The organism is Streptomyces sp. NPDC048473, from assembly GCF_043200155.1.
GTDB lineage: Bacteria > Actinomycetota > Actinomycetes > Streptomycetales > Streptomycetaceae > Streptomyces.
In genome coordinates, this window is record NZ_JBICXE010000005.1 from 397,780 (window position 1) to 419,082 (window position 21,303).

General features: G+C 70.4%; 18 protein-coding genes. 6 read left to right on the forward strand and 12 right to left on the reverse strand.

Annotated elements, in window-relative coordinates; genetic code table 11:
- The first annotated feature begins 45 nt into the window (after window positions 1–45).
- On the forward strand, window positions 46–1,497 hold the full coding sequence (locus tag ACGFU7_RS12280; protein WP_393694824.1) for a zinc-dependent metalloprotease: 1,452 nt from the start codon (window positions 46–48) through the stop codon (window positions 1,495–1,497).
- A complete protein-coding gene (locus ACGFU7_RS12285) occupies window positions 1,494–2,042 on the forward strand; it encodes an NUDIX hydrolase (RefSeq protein ID WP_393694826.1) in 549 nt (182 codons plus the stop codon). The genes ACGFU7_RS12280 and ACGFU7_RS12285 overlap by 4 nt, the downstream gene beginning before the upstream one ends.
- Before the next feature lie 81 nt (window positions 2,043–2,123).
- Here the strand turns inward: ACGFU7_RS12285 and ACGFU7_RS12290 are convergent, their stop codons facing one another.
- The 4 genes from ACGFU7_RS12290 to ACGFU7_RS12305 form a co-directional block, all read right to left on the reverse strand.
- A complete protein-coding gene (locus ACGFU7_RS12290; RefSeq protein WP_393694828.1) occupies window positions 2,124–2,879 on the reverse strand; it encodes an AIM24 family protein in 756 nt (251 codons plus the stop codon).
- A 19-nt stretch (window positions 2,880–2,898) separates the two neighbouring features.
- Window positions 2,899–3,579, reverse strand: coding sequence for an AIM24 family protein (locus ACGFU7_RS12295; RefSeq protein WP_393694829.1), 681 nt, complete (start codon window positions 3,577–3,579; stop codon window positions 2,899–2,901).
- 11 nt (window positions 3,580–3,590) lie between these two features.
- Window positions 3,591–5,228 (reverse strand): TerD family protein, encoded by a 1,638-nt coding sequence (locus tag ACGFU7_RS12300; RefSeq protein WP_393694831.1) that lies wholly within the window; start codon window positions 5,226–5,228, stop codon window positions 3,591–3,593.
- Window positions 5,229–5,335: 107 nt separating this feature from the next.
- Window positions 5,336–5,959, reverse strand: coding sequence for a M48 family metallopeptidase (locus ACGFU7_RS12305; protein ID WP_393694833.1), 624 nt, complete (start codon window positions 5,957–5,959; stop codon window positions 5,336–5,338).
- A 220-nt stretch (window positions 5,960–6,179) separates the two neighbouring features.
- Between ACGFU7_RS12305 and ACGFU7_RS12310 the strand changes: the two genes are divergently transcribed.
- Window positions 6,180–7,325 carry a ThiF family adenylyltransferase gene (locus ACGFU7_RS12310; protein ID WP_393694835.1) on the forward strand — a complete coding sequence of 382 codons (1,146 nt, stop codon included), beginning with the start codon at window positions 6,180–6,182 and terminating at the stop codon, window positions 7,323–7,325.
- Window positions 7,326–7,366: 41 nt separating this feature from the next.
- Window positions 7,367–8,761 (forward strand): ABC1 kinase family protein, encoded by a 1,395-nt coding sequence (locus tag ACGFU7_RS12315; RefSeq protein WP_393694837.1) that lies wholly within the window; start codon window positions 7,367–7,369, stop codon window positions 8,759–8,761.
- Window positions 8,762–8,797: 36 nt separating this feature from the next.
- Here the strand turns inward: ACGFU7_RS12315 and ACGFU7_RS12320 are convergent, their stop codons facing one another.
- The 5 genes from ACGFU7_RS12320 to ACGFU7_RS12340 all read right to left on the reverse strand — a co-directional run bounded on the left by ACGFU7_RS12320 (window position 8,798) and on the right by ACGFU7_RS12340 (window position 12,854).
- Window positions 8,798–9,013 (reverse strand): hypothetical protein, encoded by a 216-nt coding sequence (locus ACGFU7_RS12320; RefSeq protein WP_393694838.1) that lies wholly within the window; start codon window positions 9,011–9,013, stop codon window positions 8,798–8,800.
- A gap of 192 nt (window positions 9,014–9,205) precedes the next feature.
- A complete protein-coding gene (locus ACGFU7_RS12325; RefSeq protein WP_393694931.1) occupies window positions 9,206–9,529 on the reverse strand; it encodes a hypothetical protein in 324 nt (107 codons plus the stop codon).
- Window positions 9,530–9,561: 32 nt separating this feature from the next.
- Complete coding sequence (locus ACGFU7_RS12330; protein WP_030915514.1) at window positions 9,562–9,930, reverse strand: WhiB family transcriptional regulator; 369 nt, start codon at window positions 9,928–9,930, stop codon at window positions 9,562–9,564.
- Window positions 9,931–10,103: 173 nt separating this feature from the next.
- Window positions 10,104–10,436 (reverse strand): hypothetical protein, encoded by a 333-nt coding sequence (locus tag ACGFU7_RS12335; RefSeq protein WP_393694840.1) that lies wholly within the window; start codon window positions 10,434–10,436, stop codon window positions 10,104–10,106.
- 165 nt (window positions 10,437–10,601) lie between these two features.
- The gene (locus tag ACGFU7_RS12340; protein WP_393694842.1) at window positions 10,602–12,854 is read right to left on the reverse strand and encodes an ATP-dependent DNA helicase UvrD2; all 2,253 of its coding nucleotides are present in this window, start codon (window positions 12,852–12,854) and stop codon (window positions 10,602–10,604) included.
- 180 nt (window positions 12,855–13,034) lie between these two features.
- On the opposite strand from ACGFU7_RS12340, the gene ACGFU7_RS12345 reads away from it, so the two are divergent.
- Window positions 13,035–13,289, forward strand: a complete 255-nt coding sequence (locus ACGFU7_RS12345) for a glutaredoxin domain-containing protein (protein WP_393694844.1) — start codon at window positions 13,035–13,037, stop codon at window positions 13,287–13,289.
- Window positions 13,290–13,396: 107 nt separating this feature from the next.
- Here ACGFU7_RS12345 and nudC read toward each other — a convergent pair whose 3' ends face one another.
- Genes nudC through ACGFU7_RS12360 form a run of 3 tightly spaced genes read right to left on the reverse strand, consistent with a single transcriptional unit; the run spans window position 13,397 to window position 19,303 of the window.
- The gene (gene nudC, locus ACGFU7_RS12350) at window positions 13,397–14,344 is read right to left on the reverse strand and encodes an NAD(+) diphosphatase (RefSeq protein ID WP_393694846.1); all 948 of its coding nucleotides are present in this window, start codon (window positions 14,342–14,344) and stop codon (window positions 13,397–13,399) included.
- A gap of 44 nt (window positions 14,345–14,388) precedes the next feature.
- Window positions 14,389–15,783, reverse strand: a complete 1,395-nt coding sequence (locus tag ACGFU7_RS12355) for a dipeptidase (RefSeq protein ID WP_393694848.1) — start codon at window positions 15,781–15,783, stop codon at window positions 14,389–14,391.
- Between the two features lie 10 nt (window positions 15,784–15,793).
- Window positions 15,794–19,303 (reverse strand): UvrD-helicase domain-containing protein, encoded by a 3,510-nt coding sequence (locus ACGFU7_RS12360; protein WP_393694850.1) that lies wholly within the window; start codon window positions 19,301–19,303, stop codon window positions 15,794–15,796.
- Between the two features lie 889 nt (window positions 19,304–20,192).
- Between ACGFU7_RS12360 and ACGFU7_RS12365 the strand changes: the two genes are divergently transcribed.
- A partial coding sequence (locus tag ACGFU7_RS12365) for an ice-binding family protein (RefSeq protein ID WP_393694852.1) occupies window positions 20,193–21,303 on the forward strand: 1,111 nt, incomplete at its 3' end.

Genomic DNA, 21,303 nt, shown 5'->3' on the forward strand with positions numbered 1-21,303 from the left:
GTCGCCGTCGGTTCGAGCCGGCGGCCCTACGAGCCGAGGAAACCCGTGAGTGACACCCCATTCGGATTCGGCCTTCCGCCGGAGGAGCCGGAAAACGGCGACGAGGGCAAGAAGAAGGACCCCACCGGAGGTGGGCAGGGTTCCGGCGGGCCGGCGAACCCGTTCGGCTTCGGGCCCGGCGCGGGCGGGGACAACCCGTTCGCGGCGATGTTCGGCACGATGAACCCCAACGACCTGGGTGCGGCCTTCCAGCAGCTCGGCCAGATGCTGAGCTACGAGGGCGGTCCCGTGAACTGGGACATGGCCAAGCAGATCGCCCGCCAGACGGTCTCGCAGGGCACGCCGGACGGCACCAAGGACGCGAGCGTCGGTCCGTCCGAGCGGTCCGCGGTCGACGAGGCGCTGCGGCTTGCCGACCTCTGGCTGGACGGCGTGACGTCGCTGCCCTCCGGTTCGGTCTCCACCGTGGCGTGGAGCCGTGCGGAGTGGGTCGAGGAGTCCCTCCCCGCCTGGCAGAGGCTGGTCGACCCGGTGGCCGAGCGCGTCGGTCTGGCCATGGGCGACGTGCTGCCCGAGGAGATGCAGGCGATGGCGGGCCCGCTGATCGGCATGATGCGGTCGATGGGCGGCGCGATGTTCGGCCAGCAGATCGGGCAGGCCGTCGGTGTGCTGGCGGGCGAGGTGGTCGGTTCGACCGATATCGGGCTGCCGCTGGGCCCGGCGGGCAAGGCCGCGCTCCTTCCGCTGAACGTCGAGAGGTTCGGCAAGGACCTCAGCGTGCCGCAGGACGAGGTGCGGCTGTATCTCGCCTTGCGCGAGGCCGCCCACCAGCGGCTCTTCGCCCATGTTCCGTGGCTGCGCTCGCATCTGTTCGGCGCCGTCGAGGGGTATGCGCGCGGCATCAAGGTCGACACCAGCAAGCTGGAGGATGTGGTCGGCCAGTTCGACCCGTCGCAGCCCGAGCAGCTGCAGGACGCCCTTCAGCAGGGCATGTTCCAGCCGGAGGACACACCGGAGCAGAAGGCCGCCCTGGCCAGGCTGGAGACGGCACTCGCCCTGGTCGAGGGCTGGGTGGACGCGGTGGTGCACGAGGCCGCGAAGTCCCGTCTGACCTCGGCGGACGCACTGCGCGAGACCATGCGCAGGCGCCGCGCCTCGGGCGGGCCGGCCGAGCAGACGTTCGCCACGCTCATCGGCCTTCAGCTGCGTCCGCGGCGGCTGCGTGACGCCTCGCGTCTGTGGGCCTCGCTCACGGACGCCCGCGGTCTCGACGGACGCGACGCCCTGTGGGAACACCCCGACATGCTGCCGACCGCCCAGGACCTGGACGACCCGGACGGCTTTGTGCACCACGAGCAGATGGACTTCTCCGAGCTGGACAAGATGCTCGGCGAGGCCGCGAAGGGTCCGCAGAAGCCCGGGGCCGAAGCGGGTGGCGCGGGCTCCGAGGGAACCGGCGACCGCAAGAGCGACGGCAAGGACGAAACCGACCAGTGAGCCTGTACGACGACGCCGTTCTCGTACTGAAGGGGTACGAGAACCCGGTGGATCCGGCCCAGGCGGAATTGCGCCAGGTCTATCTGGACCATCTGGCCCGGCATCCCGACGGCATGTGGAAAGCCTGCGAAGCCGGGCATCTGACGGCCAGCGCACTGGTCATCGATCCGGAGCGCGGCCGGGTTCTGCTCACCCTGCACCGCAAGCTGCAGATGTGGCTGCAGATGGGGGGCCACTGCGAGCCGCAGGACACCACACTGGCCGCCGCGGCGCTGCGTGAGGCCAGCGAGGAGTCCGGCATCAGCGGCCTGACCCTGCTCGCGGGCGGACCGGTGACGCTGGACCGCCACCGGATCCCCGCGCCCTGTCACTGGCATCTGGATGTGCAGTACGCGGCGCTGGCGCCGTCGGGCGCGACGGAGCAGATCAGCGACGAGTCGCTGGACCTGCGCTGGTTCGCGTACGACGAGGTCGCGTCGGTGGCCGATACATCGGTCGTACGGCTGATGACGCGCGTCCGCGCCGCGCTGGAGCAGCGCCAGTAGGAACGGCATACGGCATGGGTAAGGGGCGGTCTCCACGGAGACCGCCCCTTACCCATGTTGTCCGTGCCGGTGCGCTGCGGTTCAGTTCCAGGAGTTGTTCTGGTTCTGGCCGTGGGCGCCGTTCTCACCCATTCCGTACTGGGCGCGGATGCCCTGGCCGATCTCGTGGTTCTGCGGGGGCAGCACCTCGCTCGGCTGGACCAGGGCGAAGCCCTGGCCGAGGAAGCTGAGCTCCCAGCCCTCGCCGGTGTTGCCACGCCGCCGCCAGACGCCCGAGGAGTGCGTCTGGGCCTGCATCTGCACGCGCAGCGAGCTGGACCAGGCGACGACCGCGTCGGCATCGGCGTTGACGTACTTGTCCGGCGTGACCTGCATCATCAGCGGCTGGCCCGAGGTCATCAGAGCGACCTTGCCGGTGCCGGAGATGTTGAGCTGGTACTTGCCGGTGCCCGAGATGCCGTACTGGCTGTCCACCGCGATGACCTCGGTGTGCAGCGAGGAGTCGAGTGCCAGGACGTAGGCGCTGTCCACCGTCATGCCGTTGTGGTCGACGTCCACGACATGGATGTACTGCGCGAGGTTGGCGAGGTAGACGGTGCCCTGCCCGGAGCAGCGCATCAGATCGAGGCCCTCACCGGTGCTCGCGCGGGCGCGGCGCTGCCCGTGCGACTGGTACTCGCCGTCGAACTCCATCAGTCCCTGGTAGGCGACCATGGCGCCCTTGCGGGCGAGGACGTCGTCCTGGCCGGTCAGCGAGACCCGCAGGAGCTGCGGGTTCTGGACGGTGTACCGGTCCTGGGACTGCTGTTCCGTGTAGCTGAAAAGCGGACTCTGCATGGTGTGTTCTCCCTCCCCCTCAGTTCCGGGCCCGCAGGCGGTCGGTACTGTCCTCGCTCGGCTGTACGACGACGATGCCCTGGCCGGAGAAAGCCATCTGGTATGCCTCACCGCTGCCCCGCCCGATGAGCGAGGAGGCCTTGAAGCTGCGCTTGCCCTTCACCTTGAGGTTCGGAGACCACGCCACGAGGGCGTCCGGGTCGACGTAGGTCTCGTCCTCGCCGCGTCCGCAGTCGACGACGATCGGTGTGCCGCGCGAGGTGATGGCGACCCAGCCGGTGCCCGAGATGCAGACGTTCCACAGGCCCTGGCCGGCAAACTTGGCCAAGCCCTTGACCCGCTCCACGCCCCAGGTGAGATGGCCGTCGAAGGCGAGGACATTGGTGCCGTTGACCGAGAGGGAGTCGTTGTTGAGGTTGATGACGACCACATCGGCGCCGTAGTCGGCGAGGTAGAGCAGTCCGTCGCCGGAGCACTTCATGATCGGTGCGCCCTCGCCGGTGATCCACTGGGAGGCGATCTGGCGGACGGCGGGCGGGTTGGGTTCGTACTGGATGAAGCCCTCGTACGCGACCATCGAGCCGGTACGTGCGTAGAGGTCCTGGCCGGTGGCCATGGCGACCTTGAGCATCGCGCGGCCGTGGTTCTCCATACGGGCCGTGACGGGGGTCGGGGCGTAGCCCGCGAGTTGCTGGTTCATGACGGGCTCCCTCAGACCTCGTAGGGCTGGACGACGATGAAGTTGCCGGGGGCGCCCCGGAACTGAAGGTTCACGGTCTCTCCGCTGTGTCCCGGGTACGCGTTGCGGCGTAGCCGGACCTGGCTGGAGATGATCACCTGGGATGCGGACGACCAGGCCACGACGGCGTTGCAGTCGGCGAAGGTGGTCGGGGTGACGGGCAGGACGACGGGGACGCCGTGGGTCTTGACGACGACCGTGCCGGTGCCCTGGAACTGCATGGTGAACAGGGCTCCGCCGGGGATGCCGTGGCCCTCGATCCTGCGGACCTCGTGCTGCAGCGACTCGTCGAAGGCGAGGACGTTCTCCGCCGAGACGCAGATGCCGTCGCCCTGCAGCTCGATGGCGTGAAGATGGGAGCCGTCCTCGGCGAGGAAGACCTGCCCGCGGCCGGTGCAGCGCATCAGCTGCATTTCCTGGCCGGTGGAATTGCCGACGATGCGGCCCGCGAAACCGGCACCCTTGTAGCTGAAGTCGACCTTGCCCTGGTACATCACCATGCTGCCCTGTCGGGCGAGCACGGGCGTACCGCCCATGGTGAGGTCCACCCGCATGAGCTGCTGGTTCTGCGGGGTCCAACGCTGCCCGGTGGCCGTCTCCTTGTACGGCTGGAGCGCGGCCTGAAGACCGGCGCCGGCCTGCGGCACACCCTGCGGCACTCCCTGCGGCATGCCGGGCGGCTGCATTCCGGGAGGCTGCTGGCCGTACGGAGCAGGAGCCTGCTGGCCGTAAGGGGCGGGGGCCTGCTGCCCGTACGGAGCGGGAGCCTGCTGGCCGGGGATCTGCCCGAACTGCGGCTGCTGGGGCGGCTGGCCCGGCTGCCCGTACGGCGCCGGGGCGGGGGCGGGCGGTGGCACCAAGCCGCCGTGCGGCGCCATCGGTGCTGCCATCGTCGGCGCGGCATGCATCTGCTGCTGCGGTGTGGGGGCCGGGGCGCCGAAGGACGGAGCCGGCTGCGGGGCTTGGGGTGCCTGCGGCGCTGCCGGGGCCCCGAAGGACGGGGCGGGCGCAGGTGCGGCCGCCTGGGCGGGCGGGCCGAACGACGGGGCGGCGGCCTGCGGCTGAGGTGCGGCGGGCTCCTCCTCGGCGACCTCGCCGCCGAAGTTCTTCAGCAGCGCGTCGAGGCCGCCGTCGAAGCCCTGGCCGACGGCGGCGAACCGCCAGACGTCCTTCAGGTAGAAGTCGCCCAGCATCACCGCACGCTCGGTGGTGAACTCCGAGCCGTTGAAGGCGTACCTGACGACTTCCTCGCCACCCGCGACGATCCGGATGTACCCGGGGCCGACCTGGGACATCTGCCCGGCGCCGTCGACCGTCGCCGTGAACGACAGCTTGTGGATGTTCGCCGGAATGCGGTCCAGAGTGACGCGGAACGACTCGGTGTCACCGGCCTGGGCGCCGAGGAGCTGAATGGACTCCTCGGGCGATTTAGGCTGATTGAAGAAGATGAAATACCGGTCGTCGGAGAGCTGCTCATTGGCATCGAGGCCGAAGCAGCTGATGTCAAAGGTCAGTCCCGGGCCGGCGATCTGCACACCTACGTACAGGTCCGTCCCCGGCGTGAGATCGCTGATCTTGGCCTTGTGGCCGCGTTGGAATTCCCTGGCCATGCGTAACGACCGTCCCCCATCCCGAATGTGAATGCGTCGCGCCAGGCTAACCGCAAACTCCGACCTTGAGCCAAGTCGGTACACACCCGGTACAGAACCGCTGAACGTCACTCACCGCGTGCGGCGGGCAGATGCGGCAGCCGGTCGGCCGCCACCACGCCTTCCAGGTAACCGCGGGCCCGCTCGGTACGGGGATACGCCTCCAGCAGCCTCCAGAAGCGCGGACCGTGGCCGGGGACGAGCAGGTGGGCCAGTTCATGGACCAGTACGTAGTCGACGACGTACTCGGGCATGCCCTGCAGCCGGTGCGACAGGCGGATGCTGCCCTCCGCCGGGGTGCAGGACCCCCATCGGGTGTTCTGATTGGTCACCCACCGCACCGACGCGGGTCTGGCCCGGCCCTGGAAATACTGGGCGGACAACCGCTCGGCCCGCTCGGCGAGTTCGCTGTCGCCGAGGATGCGTTTGCTCTCCTGGGCCGCGAGTTTGTCGAGCATCACGTTCACCCAGCGCTGCTCCTCGGCCTCCGACATCCGGGCGGGGATGAGCACGATGGTGCGGTCCCCCTCCCGGTACGCGGAGACCGTTCTGCTGCGGCGAGTGCTCCTGCGGACCTCGACCGCGCTCGTTGCCGAGGCGCGGGGCGGACGGTCTGCCGCGCTGCGCTGATGGGTTCCGGCGCTGCGCGCGGGGGTCTCCCCGGCGAATCCGGGTGACGGGTCGGCGGGCACGCCATGACGTTACCCGGTGCCAGTGGGGGAAGTCCCGCCTCCGGGACGGTTCGCGCTTGATCCGCTCCACGGCATGCACTATTTGAACGACTAATACCCCATGCCTGTGGATAACTTTCTGCACGCTTCGACGCCGGCCTGCATTCTGACAACGGATCTCGCGGAGATCCGGGTCACAGCCCACGCACAGAGATCATGGAACACAGACCGGGGGAACGCCGTGTATCCGATGTTGAAGCCCGCACTGCGCCGCGCATGGTGCGGCCGGGGCACCGTGCAATTCGGGGTGACCCACGCCCATGCGGTGAGGCTCGGTCCGATGGATTTCGCGACGGGCTGTTTTCTGGAACTGCTCGACGGTACGCGCGGCCTGCCGCTGCTGCGCGAAGAAGCCCGGGCGTTGGATCTGCCGGACCATCATGTGGACACGCTGGTGGCCCGATTGTTGGATGCGGGCCTGATCGACGATGTCCGGGCCGCCGGCCCGGAGACCGACGTGTTACGGAACCGGCCCGGCGCCCTGGAGCGGCACCGCCCCGATCTGGCGTCACTCTCCGTCGTCCATCCCGAGCCGGGCGGCGGGATGCGGCGGCTGGCGGCCCGCCGGGCGGTGCGGGTCCAGGTGCGGGGTGCCGGCCGGGTCGGTGCCGCGATCGCGGCGGTGCTGTCCGGATCCGGGGTGGGCCGGGTGGAGGTTCTGGACGGCGGTTGCACCGAGCCGTGGGATGTCTCACCCGGCGGGCTTCCACCGGCAGCCGTCGGGGAGCGCAGGGACACCGCCGCCCGGCAGTTGGTGCGCAGGTCCGCCGCCGGTTCGGCTCCCCGGGCGTCGGAGACGGCGGGTTCCCCGACAGGCGGTGAGCCGGGGCTGTCGCTGATCGTGGTCGCCCCTCGCGACGGCTTCGCGGCGTACGTCCCCGACCCGCGCCCGGCCGAACCGTGGATCGCTTCGGGGACTCCCCATCTCTATGCCGGAGTGATGGAGGCGACGGGAGTGGTCGGGCCCCTGGTCCTGCCCGGGGGTACGGCCTGCGCGGGGTGTCTGGCGCTGGAGCGCGGGGACCGGGATAAGGAGTGGACCAGGATGCTGTCTCAGTGGCAGTCCGGGCGGCGCACTGCTGTGCAGGCGTGTGACCTGGGGCTGGCGACGGCGGTGGCCGGTCTGGCGGCCGCCCATGCACTGTCCTTTCTGGACGGGGAACTGCCCGCCAGTACGGGGACCCGCTGGGAGACCGCGCTGCCGCTGTTGGACTGGCGGTCCGAGCGGATCGGGGCGCACCTCGGTTGTTCCTGCGGAGCGGCTGGGCACACTGAGGGGGAGCGCGCCTCCGGGGTCGAAGCGGCGCACGACACAATGGCCGGGTAACCGCCGCACGCGGTACGGCAGTCTGGGATTTGGAGGGGCTCATGTCTGATCTTCCCCGGAAAGCGGTCACCCGTACCGCCAAGTTGGCCGCCCTGCCACTGGGCTTCGCCGGCCGCGCCACGTGGGGTCTGGGCAAGCGGATCGGCGGGAAGTCGGCGGAGTTGGTCGCCCGGGAGGTGCAGCAGCGCACCGCGGACCAGCTCTTCAAGGTCCTGGGCGAGTTGAAGGGCGGGGCGATGAAGCTGGGGCAGGCCCTGTCCGTCTTCGAGTCGGCGCTGCCCGAGGAGGTCGCCGGACCGTACCGGGCGGCGCTCACCAAACTGCAGGAAGCCGCACCTCCCATGCCCAGCGGCACCGTGCACGCGGTGCTGGAGGAGCGGCTCGGCGAGGGCTGGCGGGGGCTGTTCCTCGAATTCGAGGACAAGCCCTCGGCCGCCGCCTCGATCGGTCAGGTGCACCGGGCGGTGTGGCACGACGGTCGGGACGTCGCGGTGAAGGTGCAGTATCCGGGCGCCGGAGAGGCACTCCTCTCGGATCTGACCCAGCTCAGCAGGTTCGCCCGGCTGCTCGGCCCGTTGATCCCCGGAATGGACATCAAGCCGCTCATCACGGAGCTGCGCGACCGGGTCTCGGAGGAGCTGGACTACGAGCAGGAGGCACGGTCGCAGCGGGACCATGCCGAGGAGTTCGCGGCCGATCCGGATGTCGTGATCCCCGGTGTGGTGCACCAGTCCGACCAGGTGCTGGTGACGGAGTGGATGGACGGTGTTCCGCTGGCCGCCGTGATCGCGGAGGGCACGCCGGAGCAGCGGGACCGGGCCGGTCAGTTGCTGGCCCGTTTTCTCTTCTCGGGGCCCGCACGCACCGGGCTGCTGCACGCGGACCCGCATCCGGGCAACTTCCGGCTGCTGCCCCCTCACGACGATGCCGGCGAGGCCGGGCAGTGGCGGCTCGGAGTGCTGGACTTCGGCACGGTGGACCGGCTGCCGGGTGGTCTGCCGCAGCCCATCGGGGACTCCTTGCGGCTGACGCTGGCGGGTGATGCGGATGCGGTGTACGAGCTGTTGCGCGAGGAGGGGTTCGTCAAGGACTCGATCGACCTCGACCCGGATGCGGTGCTCGACTATCTCCTGCCGATCATCGAACCGGCGCAGGTGGAGGAGTTCACCTTCACCCGGAGCTGGATGCGCAATCAGGCGGCGCGGATTGCGGATCCCCGCTCCCCCGCTCATCAGCTGGGCAAGCAGCTGAATCTGCCGCCCGCCTATCTGCTGATACACCGGGTGACGCTGAGCACGATCGGGGTGCTGTGCCAGCTGGGTGCGACGGTACGGCTGCGCGATGAACTCGAATCCTGGGTGCCGGGGTTCCTGATGGAGGATGAGCAGGGGTCCGTGGTGCAGGAGTTGGCGGGCGACGCGGCCGCCGGCGCATAGGGCAGCCTTCAGGCCCCCGGCACCGAGTTACGGGTGTCACCACCAGGCGGAGTCGAGACGGCTTTCGATTGCCCTGATATGGGTGCGGGTGCACTTTTCGCAGAAGTACTGGTGTCTGCCGTTCTCCACGGAGCAGATCCAGCTCGGCGGTGCGCTCTCGCTGTCGGCGGAGGTACCGCACAGGGCGCAGACGACCGCGGCGGCGTCCCTCTGCGCGGGTTGCTGAATCGGTTGATGAGTCTCCTCGTCCACTCCGTGACGATAACTCCGTCGCCACTGTGCCGTGCGGCACCACACAGCACGGCCACACAGCAGGACCGCACAGCACGACCGCAGGGCCGGCCCGTTCGGACCGGCCCCGCGGAAGGGGTACTGACTATGGGTACTGATTGCTGCCGGGCAGAGCGGCTGCCCGGCAGCGGATGCTGCTGGTCTTCGGCCTGACTAGTGCATGACTGCCATGGCCAGCGCACGGCGGGCGCGCATCGAGGCGCGCTCGGCCCGGCGCTGCATCCGGCGCGCGGTGACCAGGCGCACGGCCTGGCGTTGCGCGTCGGCTTCCCTCAGGCGGTCGTGCATATGAGCACGAGCCAGGGCTTCTGGGATGAGTTGCATCTCGCGGGTCCTGTTCTGACGCGAGTCGTTCGCGCCGGTGATCGTGACGTTCGGTGTTGCGGAGCCGACGGGCTCATTCGTGGGGACGGACATTGGTGCCTGATTTCGGGGATCGTGGGTGTGGGGACGGTCGATGGTTCCGATGCGCTTCATGGGTTTGGGGGCCGTGACCCCCAGTCCGGCGGTCACGCCGCGACCGGGTTCTTGCGCGGACGGCCACGCGGCCGCTTGCGAGCAACGACAACGCCCTGGATGAAGAGCTCACCACCCCAGACGCCCCACGGCTCGCGACGCTCCTTGGCGCCGGCGAGGCAGGCCTCGACGAGCGGGCAGGTGCGGCAGAGGGACTTGGCGTACTCGACGTCGGCCGGCGACTCGGCGAAGAAGACCTCCGGGTCGTAGGAGCGGCAGGGGACGGGCACGCCGAGGTTCTCGATGGCGTCGTCGAGCGCGGTGAGCGCAGTGAGGGGGATCAAGGTGGAGTCCTCCGTGAGGCCGGGCGGCGGGATCGTTTCGGAAGGCGGTACGGACGGGGCGTGCGCTTCGAGTTGCACGGTGGGTGGTGTCCTCGTCTGGTCGTTCCGGCCTGTTGGCCGGGGGGCGGCTGGTACCGGGTGCTGCTTGTCCCGAGGCGCCTTCGCGCTGTCTCGTCCGTTTGGACAAAACAAAAGGGCCGCGGATCCCGAGTGGGGTTCCGCGGCCCTGAAGGCGCCGGCCTGATGGTGAATCAGGCTGGATCACTCCAGGGTTCAGGCCCACGGAAGGCCCACATCGTGTGGTGCATCGTCTGCTTCTTGGCGCCGGATTCCGCTCCTGCACCGACGGCCGCAAAGGCATAGGCCTGCGCCTGTCCCTTCGCTACTGCTGCTGCCGGTGCCTGGGTCGGTCGCTCATTGCGCTCCCGCACGGGGAGGCTCGACAGGGACAGCGGGCTGACGGCGGGAATGCCGGACAGACCGGTGCCACGCAGCGAGGACTCCGAAGAGCAGGCGAGGCCGAGCGAGCAGGCGGAGACGACCGAGAGATCGGTCATTTTGTTGGTCTCGATGATGCTGATCACTTCAATCGCCTCCTCTCGGCGTCTCGGGTGGACCGGCGGGCCGGTCCTGCGTATTCGGATAAGTACAGCACAGGACCAGGGCTTCAGAGAAGTCGCTGTTCCCGTGGTTAAGAACCTATGGTGATGACTGGGGCGGGCGCAAACTATTTTTTCGACGAGTTTTTCTCACACCTCGTCAACGGCGTCTTCGAGACCATCTTCCACCGTCTCACCTGCGCAAATGGCAAGGACCGCGGTCCCGAACCGGTCCAGCTTCCGCGCGCCGACCCCGGAGATCCCGGCCAGTTCGCCCGCGCTGCCCGGAACCGCCTCGGCGATCGCCATCAGCGTCTTGTCCGTGAACACGCAGTACGCGGGCTGGCCGATCTCCTTCGCCCGGACCGCCCGCCAGTCGCGCAGCCGCTCGTACAGCGCCTCGTCCATGTCGGACGGGCAGTCGTCGCAGCGCATCAGCTTCATCTCGCCCGCATCGGTGAGGGTCTTGCCGCAGACCCGGCACCGGGCAGGGCCACGACGGCCGCGCTTGGCTACCGGCCCCGGGCCCCGTTCGATCCCACCACCACCGGCCGCGCCGCGCGTACCGAGGGCCACCGAGCCGGGGCGCAGTCCGCTCAGGAACCGGCTCGGGCGTCGTCCGGCTCGGCCGCCGGGCGAGCGGGACAGCGACCATGACAACGAGAGATGGAAGCGCGCCCGGGTGACGCCGACGTACAGCAGCCGGCGCTCCTCCTCGATCTGCTCGTCGGTCTTGGCGTAGGTGATCGGCATCATGCCCTCGTTCAGCCCGACCAGGAACACGGCGTCCCACTCCAGGCCCTTCGCCGAGTGCAGCGAGGCGAGCGTGACTCCCTGGACCGTGGGGGCGTGCTGGGCGGCTGCGCGCTCGTCGAGCTCCGCCACCAGATCGGAGAGCGTCGCCCCCGGCTTGGCCTGTTCGAAGTCCTCGGCGAGCCGGACCAGTGCGGCCAGGGACTCCCAGCGGTCGCGCACCGCGCCGGAGCCCGCGGGCGGCTCCGTGGTCCACCCCTTGGTGGAGAGCACCGCGCGCACCTCCGCCGGCAGCCCCTCCGCGTCGTCGAGCAGGGAGTCGTTGCCCCCCGCGCGGGCCGCGCCGCGCAGGGCGACGCCCGCCTCCCGTACCTCCGCGCGTTCGAAGAAGCGCTCCGCGCCCCGCAGCTGGTACGGCACGCCCGCGTCGGCCAGGGCCTGCTCGTAGACCTCGGACTGGGAGTTGACCCGGTAGAGCACGGCGATCTCGCCGGCCGGGACGCCCGCGGCGATCAGGTCGCGGATGCGGCGGGCGGTGCCCTCGGCCTCCGCGGGCTCGTCCGCGTACTCCGTATAGACGGGCTCGGGGCCGGGCTCGCGCTGCGAGACCAGTTCGAGCCGGTGCTCGGCGGCACGGCCGCGGGCCTGGCCGAGCAGCCCATTGGCCAGATGGACGACCTGGGGGGTGGAGCGGTAGTCCCTGACCAGCTTGACCACTGTCGCGCTGGGGTGGCGGGTGCGGAAATTCAGCAGGTGGTCGGGGGTCGCTCCGGTGAACGAGTAGATCGTCTGGCTGGCGTCACCGACGACGCACAGGGTGTCCCGGTCGCCGAGCCAGAGGTCGAGCAGCCGCTGCTGGAGCGGGCTGACGTCCTGGTACTCGTCGACGACGAAGTGCTGGTACTGGCGGCGGACGTGTTCGGCGATGTCATGGCGGTCCTGAAGGATGGCGACGGTGAGAAGCAGCACATCCTCGAAGTCGATCACCGAGCGGTCGCGCTTCAACTGCTCGTACATCGCATAGATCTGGGAGATCTCGGCCGGATCGCGCGGGGCGTCGCGCTGGGTCTTGGCGACCACGGCCGGATAGTCGGCGGGCACGGTCTGGGTGACCTTGGACCACTCGATCTCGCTGGTGACATCGCGCAGCTCGTTGCGGTCGAGCCGGATGCGGCAGCGGGCCGCGGCCTCGGCGACCAGCTGGACCTTGCGCTCCAGCAGCCGGGGCAGGTCACCGCCGACCGCTTTCGGCCAGAAGTACTGGAGCTGGCGCAGGGCGGCGGAGTGGAACGTCCGCGCCTGCACCCCGCCCGCGCCGAGCTGGCGCAGCCGTCCCCGCATCTCGCCCGCGGCCCGGTTGGTGAACGTGACGGCAAGCACACTTGCCGGCTGGAGTATCCCGGCGCGCACCCCGTAGGCGATGCGATGCGTGATCGCACGCGTCTTGCCCGTACCGGCTCCGGCCAGCACACACACCGGGCCGTGCAGGGCCATGGCGACCTCGCGCTGCTCGGGGTCCAGGCCGTCGAGCACGGCGTCGGCCGACTCGGGGACCTGTGGGAAATGGGAGGAATGCGTTGCTGCTGTCACCCTGCCATGCTGCCAGGTCGGACGAGGCCGGTGCGGAGGTTGTCCACAGGGGGGCCGCATCTGTCGTACTAATGCGGGGGTGGTGGTCCGCCAATGCGGGGGTGGCGGCGGGAATGGTGGTCGGCTCACGTACGTTCCCTTTCCGTGCGGCGACGCACTTTCCAGCTTCTCCGCATGCCGGATGAGACGGATGAGACAGACGAGTCTGACAAGACTGACGAGACAGAGGAGCGCGAAGACATGTCGGGCACTGTGACGATGTACAGCACCACGTGGTGCGGCTACTGCCGTCGGCTCAAGAGCCAGATGGACCGCGAAGGCATCGCGTACAACGAGATCAACATCGAGCAGGACCCGGACTCCGCGGTCTTCGTCGAGAAGGCCAACGGGGGCAACCAGACCGTGCCCACCGTCCTGGTGGTCGGCTCCACGGGTGTCGAGGCCGTCATGACGAACCCGTCCCTGGCCCAGGTGAAGCAGGCGCTCGCCGCCTGATCCCGCGCTCCCGCAGCGCAGGAACGCCCCCTCCGGTCGAGAGCATCGCATCGGAGGGGGCGTTCCTGTTACGCGTCCGGGGGCGCTTCACACCCGTACGCCGTGCGTCAGCCGACGGTGCCCGGCTTCGGGAGCGGCTTGCCGTACCAGAGTTCGATCAGGCGGGCCGCGATCGAGATGCCGAACGGGGGCAGGATCTCGCCCGACTCGAAGGCCGCCGTCAGGTCCTCGCGGGAGAACCAGCGGGCCTCCTCGATCTCCTCGCCGTCCACGTTGATCTCGGACGAGGTCGCCCGTGCCATGAAGCCGAGCATCAGGCTGGATGGGAACGGCCAGGGCTGGCTGGCGATGTACTCGACCTCGCCGACCGTGACGCCCGCCTCCTCGAACACCTCGCGGGCCACGGACTGCTCGATCGACTCCCCCGGCTCGACGAAGCCCGCGAGCGTCGAGAAGCGGCCCTCGGGCCAGTGCACCTGGCGGCCCAGCAGAGCGCGGTCCTGGTCGTCCGTGACCAGCATGATGACCGCGGGGTCGGTACGCGGGTAGTGCTCGGCGCCGCAGGCCTGGCAGCGGCGGATGTGGCCGGCCGCCGCGATGACCGTGCGCTCGCCGCAGCGGGAGCAGAAGCGGTGCAGGCGCTGCCAGTTCTCCAGCGCCACCGCGTGCACCATCAGGCCCGCGTCGCGGGGGCCGAGCAGCAGTCCGGCCTCGCGCAGGCCGGCCGGGCGGGCCGGCTGGTCCATACGGCCGGGCAGGGAGTCCTTCTGGAGCGCGAAGTAGCTGACGCCGTCCTCGTCGGTGCCGAGGAAGTAGCGGTGGGTCTCGGTGACCGGGGCCTCGAAGGCCGGGGTCATGACGATCTCCGTACCGCCGTCGGCCGTGTCGTCGATCAGCACCTGCCCGCCGGAGACGACGAACACACGGGTGGTCGGGTGGCTCCACGCGGCGGACAGCCATGCCTCGTCGAGGCGGTGGTGCGCCGCGCGGTCGATGCCGCTGGGCGCCGTGAGACCGATGGGCCGGTCTGCGGTGGCGTTGTCGAAGGTGCTCACAGGTGCTTCCTACTCCCCCGGGATGGATCGGGTGTTCAGAGGATTCAGCGGAGTGCGGCGGCCAGTTCGCCCCAGAGGTGGGCGGTTGTCTCCACGCCCTTGAGCAGGAGGTCGAGTTCGACCTTCTCGTTGGGGGCGTGCCAGCCGTCGGACGGTACGGAGATGCCCAGGAAGAGGACGGGTGCGCCGAGCACGTCCTGCAGGTCGGCGGCGGGGCCCGAGCCTCCTTCGCGGGTGAAGAGGATCTTCTGGCCGAAGGCCCGTCCCATGGCGCGGGCCACGGCCTGCAGGGCGGGGTGGTCCAGCGGGGTCAGACAGGGGCGGGTGGCCGGCGCGAAGGTGATCCGGTGACGGACACCGGCCGGGACCCGCGCCTCGGCCCAGGCCCGGACAGCCTGCTGGATGTGGTCGGGGTCCTGGCCCGCGACCAGCCGGAAGCTGATCTTCACCAGGGCGGAGGACGGGATGATCGTCTTGCTTCCGGCGCCCTGGTAGCCGCCGCCGATCCCGTTGACCTCAGCGGTGGGGCGGGCCCAGATGCGTTCCAGCGTGGAGTAGCCGGCCTCGCCCGATGCCGCTCGGGACTTGGCGGTGCGCAGCCAGGTGGCCTCGTCGAAGGGCAGCTCGGCGAAGAGTGCGCGCTCGGTGTCGGTGAGTTCCGTCACGCCGTCGTAGAAACCGGGGATCGTGACCCGTCCATCCGCGTCGTGCAGTGCGGCGACGAGGCGGGCCACGGCAGTCGCCGGGTTGGGCACCGCGCCGCCGAACGAACCGGAGTGGATGTCCTGCTCGGGGCCGTACAGCTCGATCTCGCACTCGGCGAGGCCGCGCATACCCGTGCAGACCGTGGGGGTCGTCTCGTCCCACATGCCGGTGTCGGAGACGATCACGGCGTCGGTGGTGAGCCGGGCGGCCTGCTCCTCGACCAGGGCGCGGAAGTTCGGTGAACCGGACTCCTCCTCACCCTCGACCAGCAGCTTGAGGTTGACGGCAGGGGCGGTGCGGCCGGTGGTGGCGAGGTGGGCCCGGACGCCGAGGGTGTGGAAGAACACCTGCCCCTTGTCGTCGGCGGCGCCCCGCCCGTACATGCGGCCGTCCCGGATCACCGGCTCGAACGGGTCCGTGTCCCAGCCGTCCTCGCGGGCGGCGGGCTGAACGTCGTGGTGCCCGTAGACGAGGACCGTCGGGGCGTCCGGGTCGTCGGACGGCCACTCGGCGAAGACCGCGGGAGCGCCGGGCGTCTCCCAGATCTCGGTGACGGGGAAGCCGGTCTCCTTGAGCTTGGCGGACAGCCACTCGGCGCTGCGTCGTACGTCCCCGTCGTGGACCGGCTGTGCGGATACGGACGGGATGCGCAGCCAGTCGGCGAGGTCGTCGAGGAAGGCTGTGCGGTGCTGTGCGGTGTACGTACGGACGGCGCTGTCCGGGGTGTCGCTCATGGCCTTGAGCCTATCGGCCCGTGGGAGGTGGCTCGTCCAGCAGGAGCCGCTCCAGCTCCGCCCGGCCCGGGAGGCGGGTGGGGCGGACGGTCTCTCCGCTGCGTACGTACAGGAACGTGGCGGTGACATCGGTGAGCGGCACATCGTGCAGCTCGGCCCAGGCCAGGCGGTAGACCGCGAGCTGCAGGGGGTCGGCGGTGTTGGTGCGGGTGGTCTTCCAGTCGACGATCTCGTACGTGTCCCCGGTGCGGTACACCGCGTCGATACGGCCCCGGATCACCCGGCCGGCCAGGGTGATCTGGAACGGCGTCTCCACGCGGTACGGAGTACGGCGGGCGTACGGGGTGCGCTCGAAGGCCTCCTTGAGTGCGGCGAGGTCGCGCTCGTCGGCGATCTCGGCGTCGCTCTCGTCGCCGCCGGGCAGCTCGTCCGGCCCGAGCATGGGCAGCGGCAGCTCCTCGAAGCGGGACTCCACCCAGGCGTGGAAACGGGTGCCCCGGCGGGCCGCGGGCTGCGGGGGCCGCGGCATGGGGCGGGCCAGCTCCTGGGCGAAGCCGTCGGGGTCGTCGGCGAGACGCAGCAGCTGGGTGGCGGAGAGCGAGGCGGGTACGAGGACGTCGCGCACGGTGGCGCGGGCGCGGCGCAGTTCGCCGGTGAGGGCGTCGAGGTCGCGGTCCCAGGAGGCGAGGGTGCGGGATTCCTCAGGGGTGAGGGTCCGGGATTCCCTGGGGGTGAGGGTCCGGGATTCCCCGGCGGGCTCGGGGGTGCGGGCCGCGGGGACGTGGGGCGTGGGGGCCGGCGGGGGCTCCGTCGACAGGGCGTCCCAGTCGTCGGCCTCGTCGGGGTACGCCTCGTCGTAGGGGAACGGGGCGTCGTACGAGTCGTCGTTCAAGTCGTACGGATCCGGGGCGTCGGACGGCGCCTCGTACGTATCCGGCACACCCCCCGCCGCGGCCAGGGCCTCCAGATGTGCCATCACCGTGTCCGCGGCGGCCCGGCGGCGGGTCAGGGCGGTGTCGTCCAGGGGAAGCGGCCACGCCCGGTCGGCCTCCTTCTCGGCGAGCGCCGGGTTCTCCTCGTCCTCGGCCGGTTCGTCCGCCCATGCCTCAATCTCGCCGTGTCCGGCCGCGCAGTGCTCGTACAGCGCATGCAGGAAGCCGGACGGGCCGCGCGGCTTCTTCTGCGTCGGGCCCCACCAGTGGCCGGAGCCGAGCAGCAGGGTGCGGGGCCTGGTGAAGGTGACGTATCCCAGGCGGAGCTCCTCGGTGTGCTGGTGCTCCTTCATCTCCTCCTTGAAGCCCTTGAGCCCCTTGGCATCCCAGGAGTGGATGACGGGGAGGGTGGCCGTGTCCCCGCGCAGGGCGTGCGGGAGGACCTTGGGCTGGGAGGTCCAGGCGTCGCGGGACTGGCTGCTGGGGAACTGGCCGGTGACCAGGCCCGGCACCGCGACGACATCCCACTCCAGGCCCTTGGACTTGTGGGCGGTGAGGACCTTGACGGTGTTCTCACCGCCGGGCAGGGCGTTGTCCAGACCCTTCTCGTACTGGACTGCCGTGCGCAGGAAGCCCAGGAAAGCAAGGAGGGTGGCCTCGCCGTCGGCGGCGGCGAAGCGGGCCGCGACGTCGAGGAAGTTGGCGAGGGTCTCGCGGCGGCGGGCGGCCAGGGCGTGCGGCGATGCGGAGAGCTCGACCTCCAGGCCGGTGGTGGCGAGGACGCGGTGCAGCACGTCCATCAGGGGGTCGGCCAGCGAGCGGCGCAGATCGCGCAGTTCGGCGGCCAGGCGGGCGAAGCGAATGCGGGCCTCGGCGGAGAACGGAAGCCCGTCGTCCTCTCCTCCGCCCGATTCGAGGAAGGTGTCCAGCGCGTCGGCGAGCGAGATCACTTCGGCCGGGTCGATGCCTTCGACGGCCTCGGCGAGACGGCGGTCGGGGTCGAAGCCGTCCTCGTCACCATGGGCGGCGCGGTGGACGAGGAGGCGGGCGCGGCGGCCGAGGAGTGCCAGGTCGCGGGGGCCGATCCGCCAGCGGGGGCCGGTGAGCAGCCGGACCAGGGAGGCGTTGGCGCCGGGGTCCTGGAGGACCTCGCAGACCGCGACGAGGTCGGCGACCTCGGGCAGGTGCAGCAGCCCGGACAGGCCGACGACCTCGACCGGGATGTCGCGGGCCACCAGCGCGGCCTGGATCTCCGGGAAGTCGCCCGCGGTGCGGCACAGGACGGCGATCTCGCCGGGCGCCTTTCCGGTCCTCACGAGGTGGGCGATCGAGTCGGCGAGCCAGTCGATCTCTTCGGTGTGGGTACGGAGCAGGGCGCAGCGGACGATGCCGTCACGCTCGGCGCCCGGGGCGGAGCGCAGTGCCTCGACGCCTTCGTGCATAGCGCGCAGGGGCGCGGCGAGGCCGTTGGCGAGGTGAAGGAGGCGGCCGCCGCTGCGGCGGTTCTCGCTGAGGGAGTAGCGGGTGGCGGGGGTGCCGTCGGCGTGCGGGAAGTGGAGCGGGAAGTCGTCGAGGTTGGCGACCGAGGCACCGCGCCAGCCGTAGATCGCCTGGCAGGGGTCGCCGACGGCGGTGACGGCGTGCCCGGTGGCCACCGCCGTGGTGGCCGTGCCGGTCACCGCCCCGGTATCCACCTCCGTAACCGTCCCCTCGGGGCCCCTGCCGAAGAGGGCGGAGAGCAGCAGGCGCTGGGCGACGGAGGTGTCCTGGTACTCGTCGAGCAGCACGACCCGGAATTCGTCGCGCAGGATCGCGCCGACCTCCGGGCGGGTGAGCGCCAGCTCGGCGGAGAGCGCGATCTGGTCGCCGAAGTCGAGGACGTCGCGGCTCTTCTTGGCCTCGCGGTAGCGGCGGGTCAGCTGCAGCAGCTCGCGACGGGCCTGGGCGGCCTCGGGGATCTTGCGCAGCTCGGCGTTGGTGAGCCGGGCCGATTCGAGCGTACGGAGCAGGTCGGTGTCGTACTCCGCGAGCTGTTCGGGGCGTACGAGATGCTCGGCCAGCTCGGCGTCGAGGGCCAGCAGATCGCTGACCAGCGTGGGGAACGACCTGGTCAGGGCCGGATAGGGACCCGGCGCCTCGCGCAGTACGCGGGCGGCCAACTGGTAGCGGGTGGCGTCGGCGAGGAGGCGGGTGGTGGGTTCGAGGCCGATGCGCAGCCCATGCTCGGTGAGGAGCCGGCCGGCGAACGCGTGGTACGTGGAGATGCTGGGCTCGCCCGGGGGGTTGTCCGGGTCGATGGCGTCCGGATCGGTGACCCCGGCCGCGATCAGGGCCTTGCGGACGCGCTCGGCGAGCTCACCCGCCGCCTTGTTGGTGAAGGTGAGCCCGAGGACCTGCTCCGGGGCGACCTGGCCGGTCCCGACCAGCCACACCACGCGCGCCGCCATCACCGTGGTCTTCCCCGACCCGGCTCCGGCCACGATCACCTGCGGGGCGGGCGGCGCTGTGATGCAGGCCGTCTGCTCCGGGGTGAACGGGATCCCGAGGAGCTCCTTCAGCTGCTCGGGATCGGTGATGCGTGAGGACACCCGACAGAGGCTAACCGGGCGCACTGACAACGTGCCGGGGCCGCCGGACGGTCCGGGCGGGCCGGTGGCCCGTGACAGGCCCGACCGGCGGCCCGCAACAGGGTCGCCCGCTGGCCCGGGTCCGGACTGCCTCAAGGGCCGATCACCTCAACTGCCTTGCGAGGACGGCCTCATGAGCACCGCCGCATCCGGTCCCGACGTCTCCGGCCTGCACCAGCGCATCGATACGACCAAGGCGCATCCGGCCCGGGTGTATGACGTATTTCTCGGCAGGCACTTCCTCTGTGCACAGAGTGCCTGCACCGTTACATGGAGAAACCCGCCTGCAGTGGTCCGGGCGGGCCCCCTCTTTACGGGCCCGGCCGCGTATTGGTGAGCACGCACGATCGTGGAGTCCACCGAGACCGCCACCAGGTGTGTTGACCCACAGGGCGGCTGCCCGAGGTCGGTCGCCCCCGGTTCACCCTCGGCCCGCCACCGGTCACCGGAGGGCTCTGGCCGCAGTGGCGGGTCGTGACGGTGCCTGCGCGGAGTGCTCCAGGGGATGGAACTCCCGCCGCCCGGCTCGTCTCGGGGGTGGTCACGAAAGGCTCGGGCAGGCCGAGGATCGGTGGGCCGGACGGGTCACGCAACGCCGCTGATGGCGTGAGCGTAAAGGGTGTGACGGACTGATCACCCTCGCGCCTACTGGCTTTAATTTCACCTTATGTTCCGATAAACCGCGCACCCAATGAACGGAATGTGACAGGCCATCACTTTCCGCATGCGGTGCATGCTCTGCGGTGTTCCGCTCCAGCCGCGCGGTGGCTCAGGTGCATCTTCGTGGCCTGGACACACTGACTACGGGTCGGCAGCCGCACTCTCTCAGGAAAGAGAAAGGTCACCTTCCATGGCTGTGGCTGCCATCCCGCCCGCTCCTCGTCCAGACGGCCGTACGCCCACTCGGCGCAGACGCATCTGGCTCAGGGCGACCTTCACCGTGCTGTCCGGCGTGACCGTGCTGAGCGCCAATACGCTGTGGGCTTCCACTGCCTACGGGGCGGAAGCCCCGGTGCCGCTGGGCACCGACACCAGCTACGCGGTGCTGGCCGGTTCGACCGTCACCAACACCGGCCCCAGCATCATCAATGGAGACCTGGGGCTCAGCCCGGGGTCCTCGGTGACAGGATTTCCGCCCGGCGTCGTCAACGGCACTCAGAACGTGACCAACGCCGCGGCTGCCCTGGCCCAGTCCGACCTGACCACCGCCTACAACGACGCGGCCGGTCGGGCTCCGACCGCCAGTGTGGCGGGGGATCTCGCCGGAGTGACGCTGACGCCCGGCGTCTACAACTCCGCCGGGTCGCTGTCGAACACCGGGACCGTCACCCTCAATGCGCAGGGGGACCCCAGCGCCGTCTTCATCTTCCAGATTGCCAGCACCTTGATCACCGGGTCGGCGAGCAATATCAACCTCATCAATGGGGCTCAGGCGTGCAATGTGTTCTGGCAGGTGGGCAGTTCGGCCACCATCGGGACCAACTCCTCCTTCAGGGGCAACATCCTGGCCCTGACGTCCATCACAGCGAATACCGGCACGGCGATCGAGGGCCGGGCCCTGGCGCGCAACGGTGCGGTCACCCTGGACACCAACACGATCACCAGGGCGGTCTGCACTGTCGGGCCTACCGGGCCCACGGGCCCGACCGGACCGACGGGTCCGGGCGGCCCGACGGGTGCCACTGGGCCCGATGGGGCGACCGGCCCGAACGGTGCCACCGGCCCGAACGGTGCCACCGGCCCGAACGGTGCGACAGGCTCCACCGGCCCTGACGGTGCCACCGGCCCGAACGGTGCCACGGGCCCGAACGGTGCGACAGGCTCCACCGGCCCCAACGGTGCCACCGGCCCGAACGGTGCCACGGGCCCGAACGGTGCCACCGGCCCGAACGGTGCGACAGGCGCCACCGGCCCCAACGGCGCGACAGGCTCCACCGGCCCGAACGGTGCCACCGGCCCAG

What these genes read in the sequence shown, in the direction of transcription:
- ACGFU7_RS12300 (WP_393694831.1), bottom strand. Translation starts at nt 5,228, where the DNA reads ATGGCCAGGGAATTCCAACGCGGCCACAAGGCCAAGATCAGCGATCTC.
- ACGFU7_RS12340 (WP_393694842.1), bottom strand. Translation starts at nt 12,854, where the DNA reads ATGCGGCCCCCCTGTGGACAACCTCCGCACCGGCCTCGTCCGACCTGG.
- ACGFU7_RS12295 (WP_393694829.1), bottom strand. Translation starts at nt 3,579, where the DNA reads ATGAACCAGCAACTCGCGGGCTACGCCCCGACCCCCGTCACGGCCCGT.
- ACGFU7_RS12290 (WP_393694828.1), bottom strand. Translation starts at nt 2,879, where the DNA reads ATGCAGAGTCCGCTTTTCAGCTACACGGAACAGCAGTCCCAGGACCGG.
- ACGFU7_RS12325 (WP_393694931.1), bottom strand. Translation starts at nt 9,529, where the DNA reads ATGAAGCGCATCGGAACCATCGACCGTCCCCACACCCACGATCCCCGA.
- ACGFU7_RS12315 (WP_393694837.1), top strand. Translation starts at nt 7,367, where the DNA reads ATGTCTGATCTTCCCCGGAAAGCGGTCACCCGTACCGCCAAGTTGGCC.
- ACGFU7_RS12355 (WP_393694848.1), bottom strand. Translation starts at nt 15,783, where the DNA reads ATGAGCGACACCCCGGACAGCGCCGTCCGTACGTACACCGCACAGCAC.
- ACGFU7_RS12345 (WP_393694844.1), top strand. Translation starts at nt 13,035, where the DNA reads ATGTCGGGCACTGTGACGATGTACAGCACCACGTGGTGCGGCTACTGC.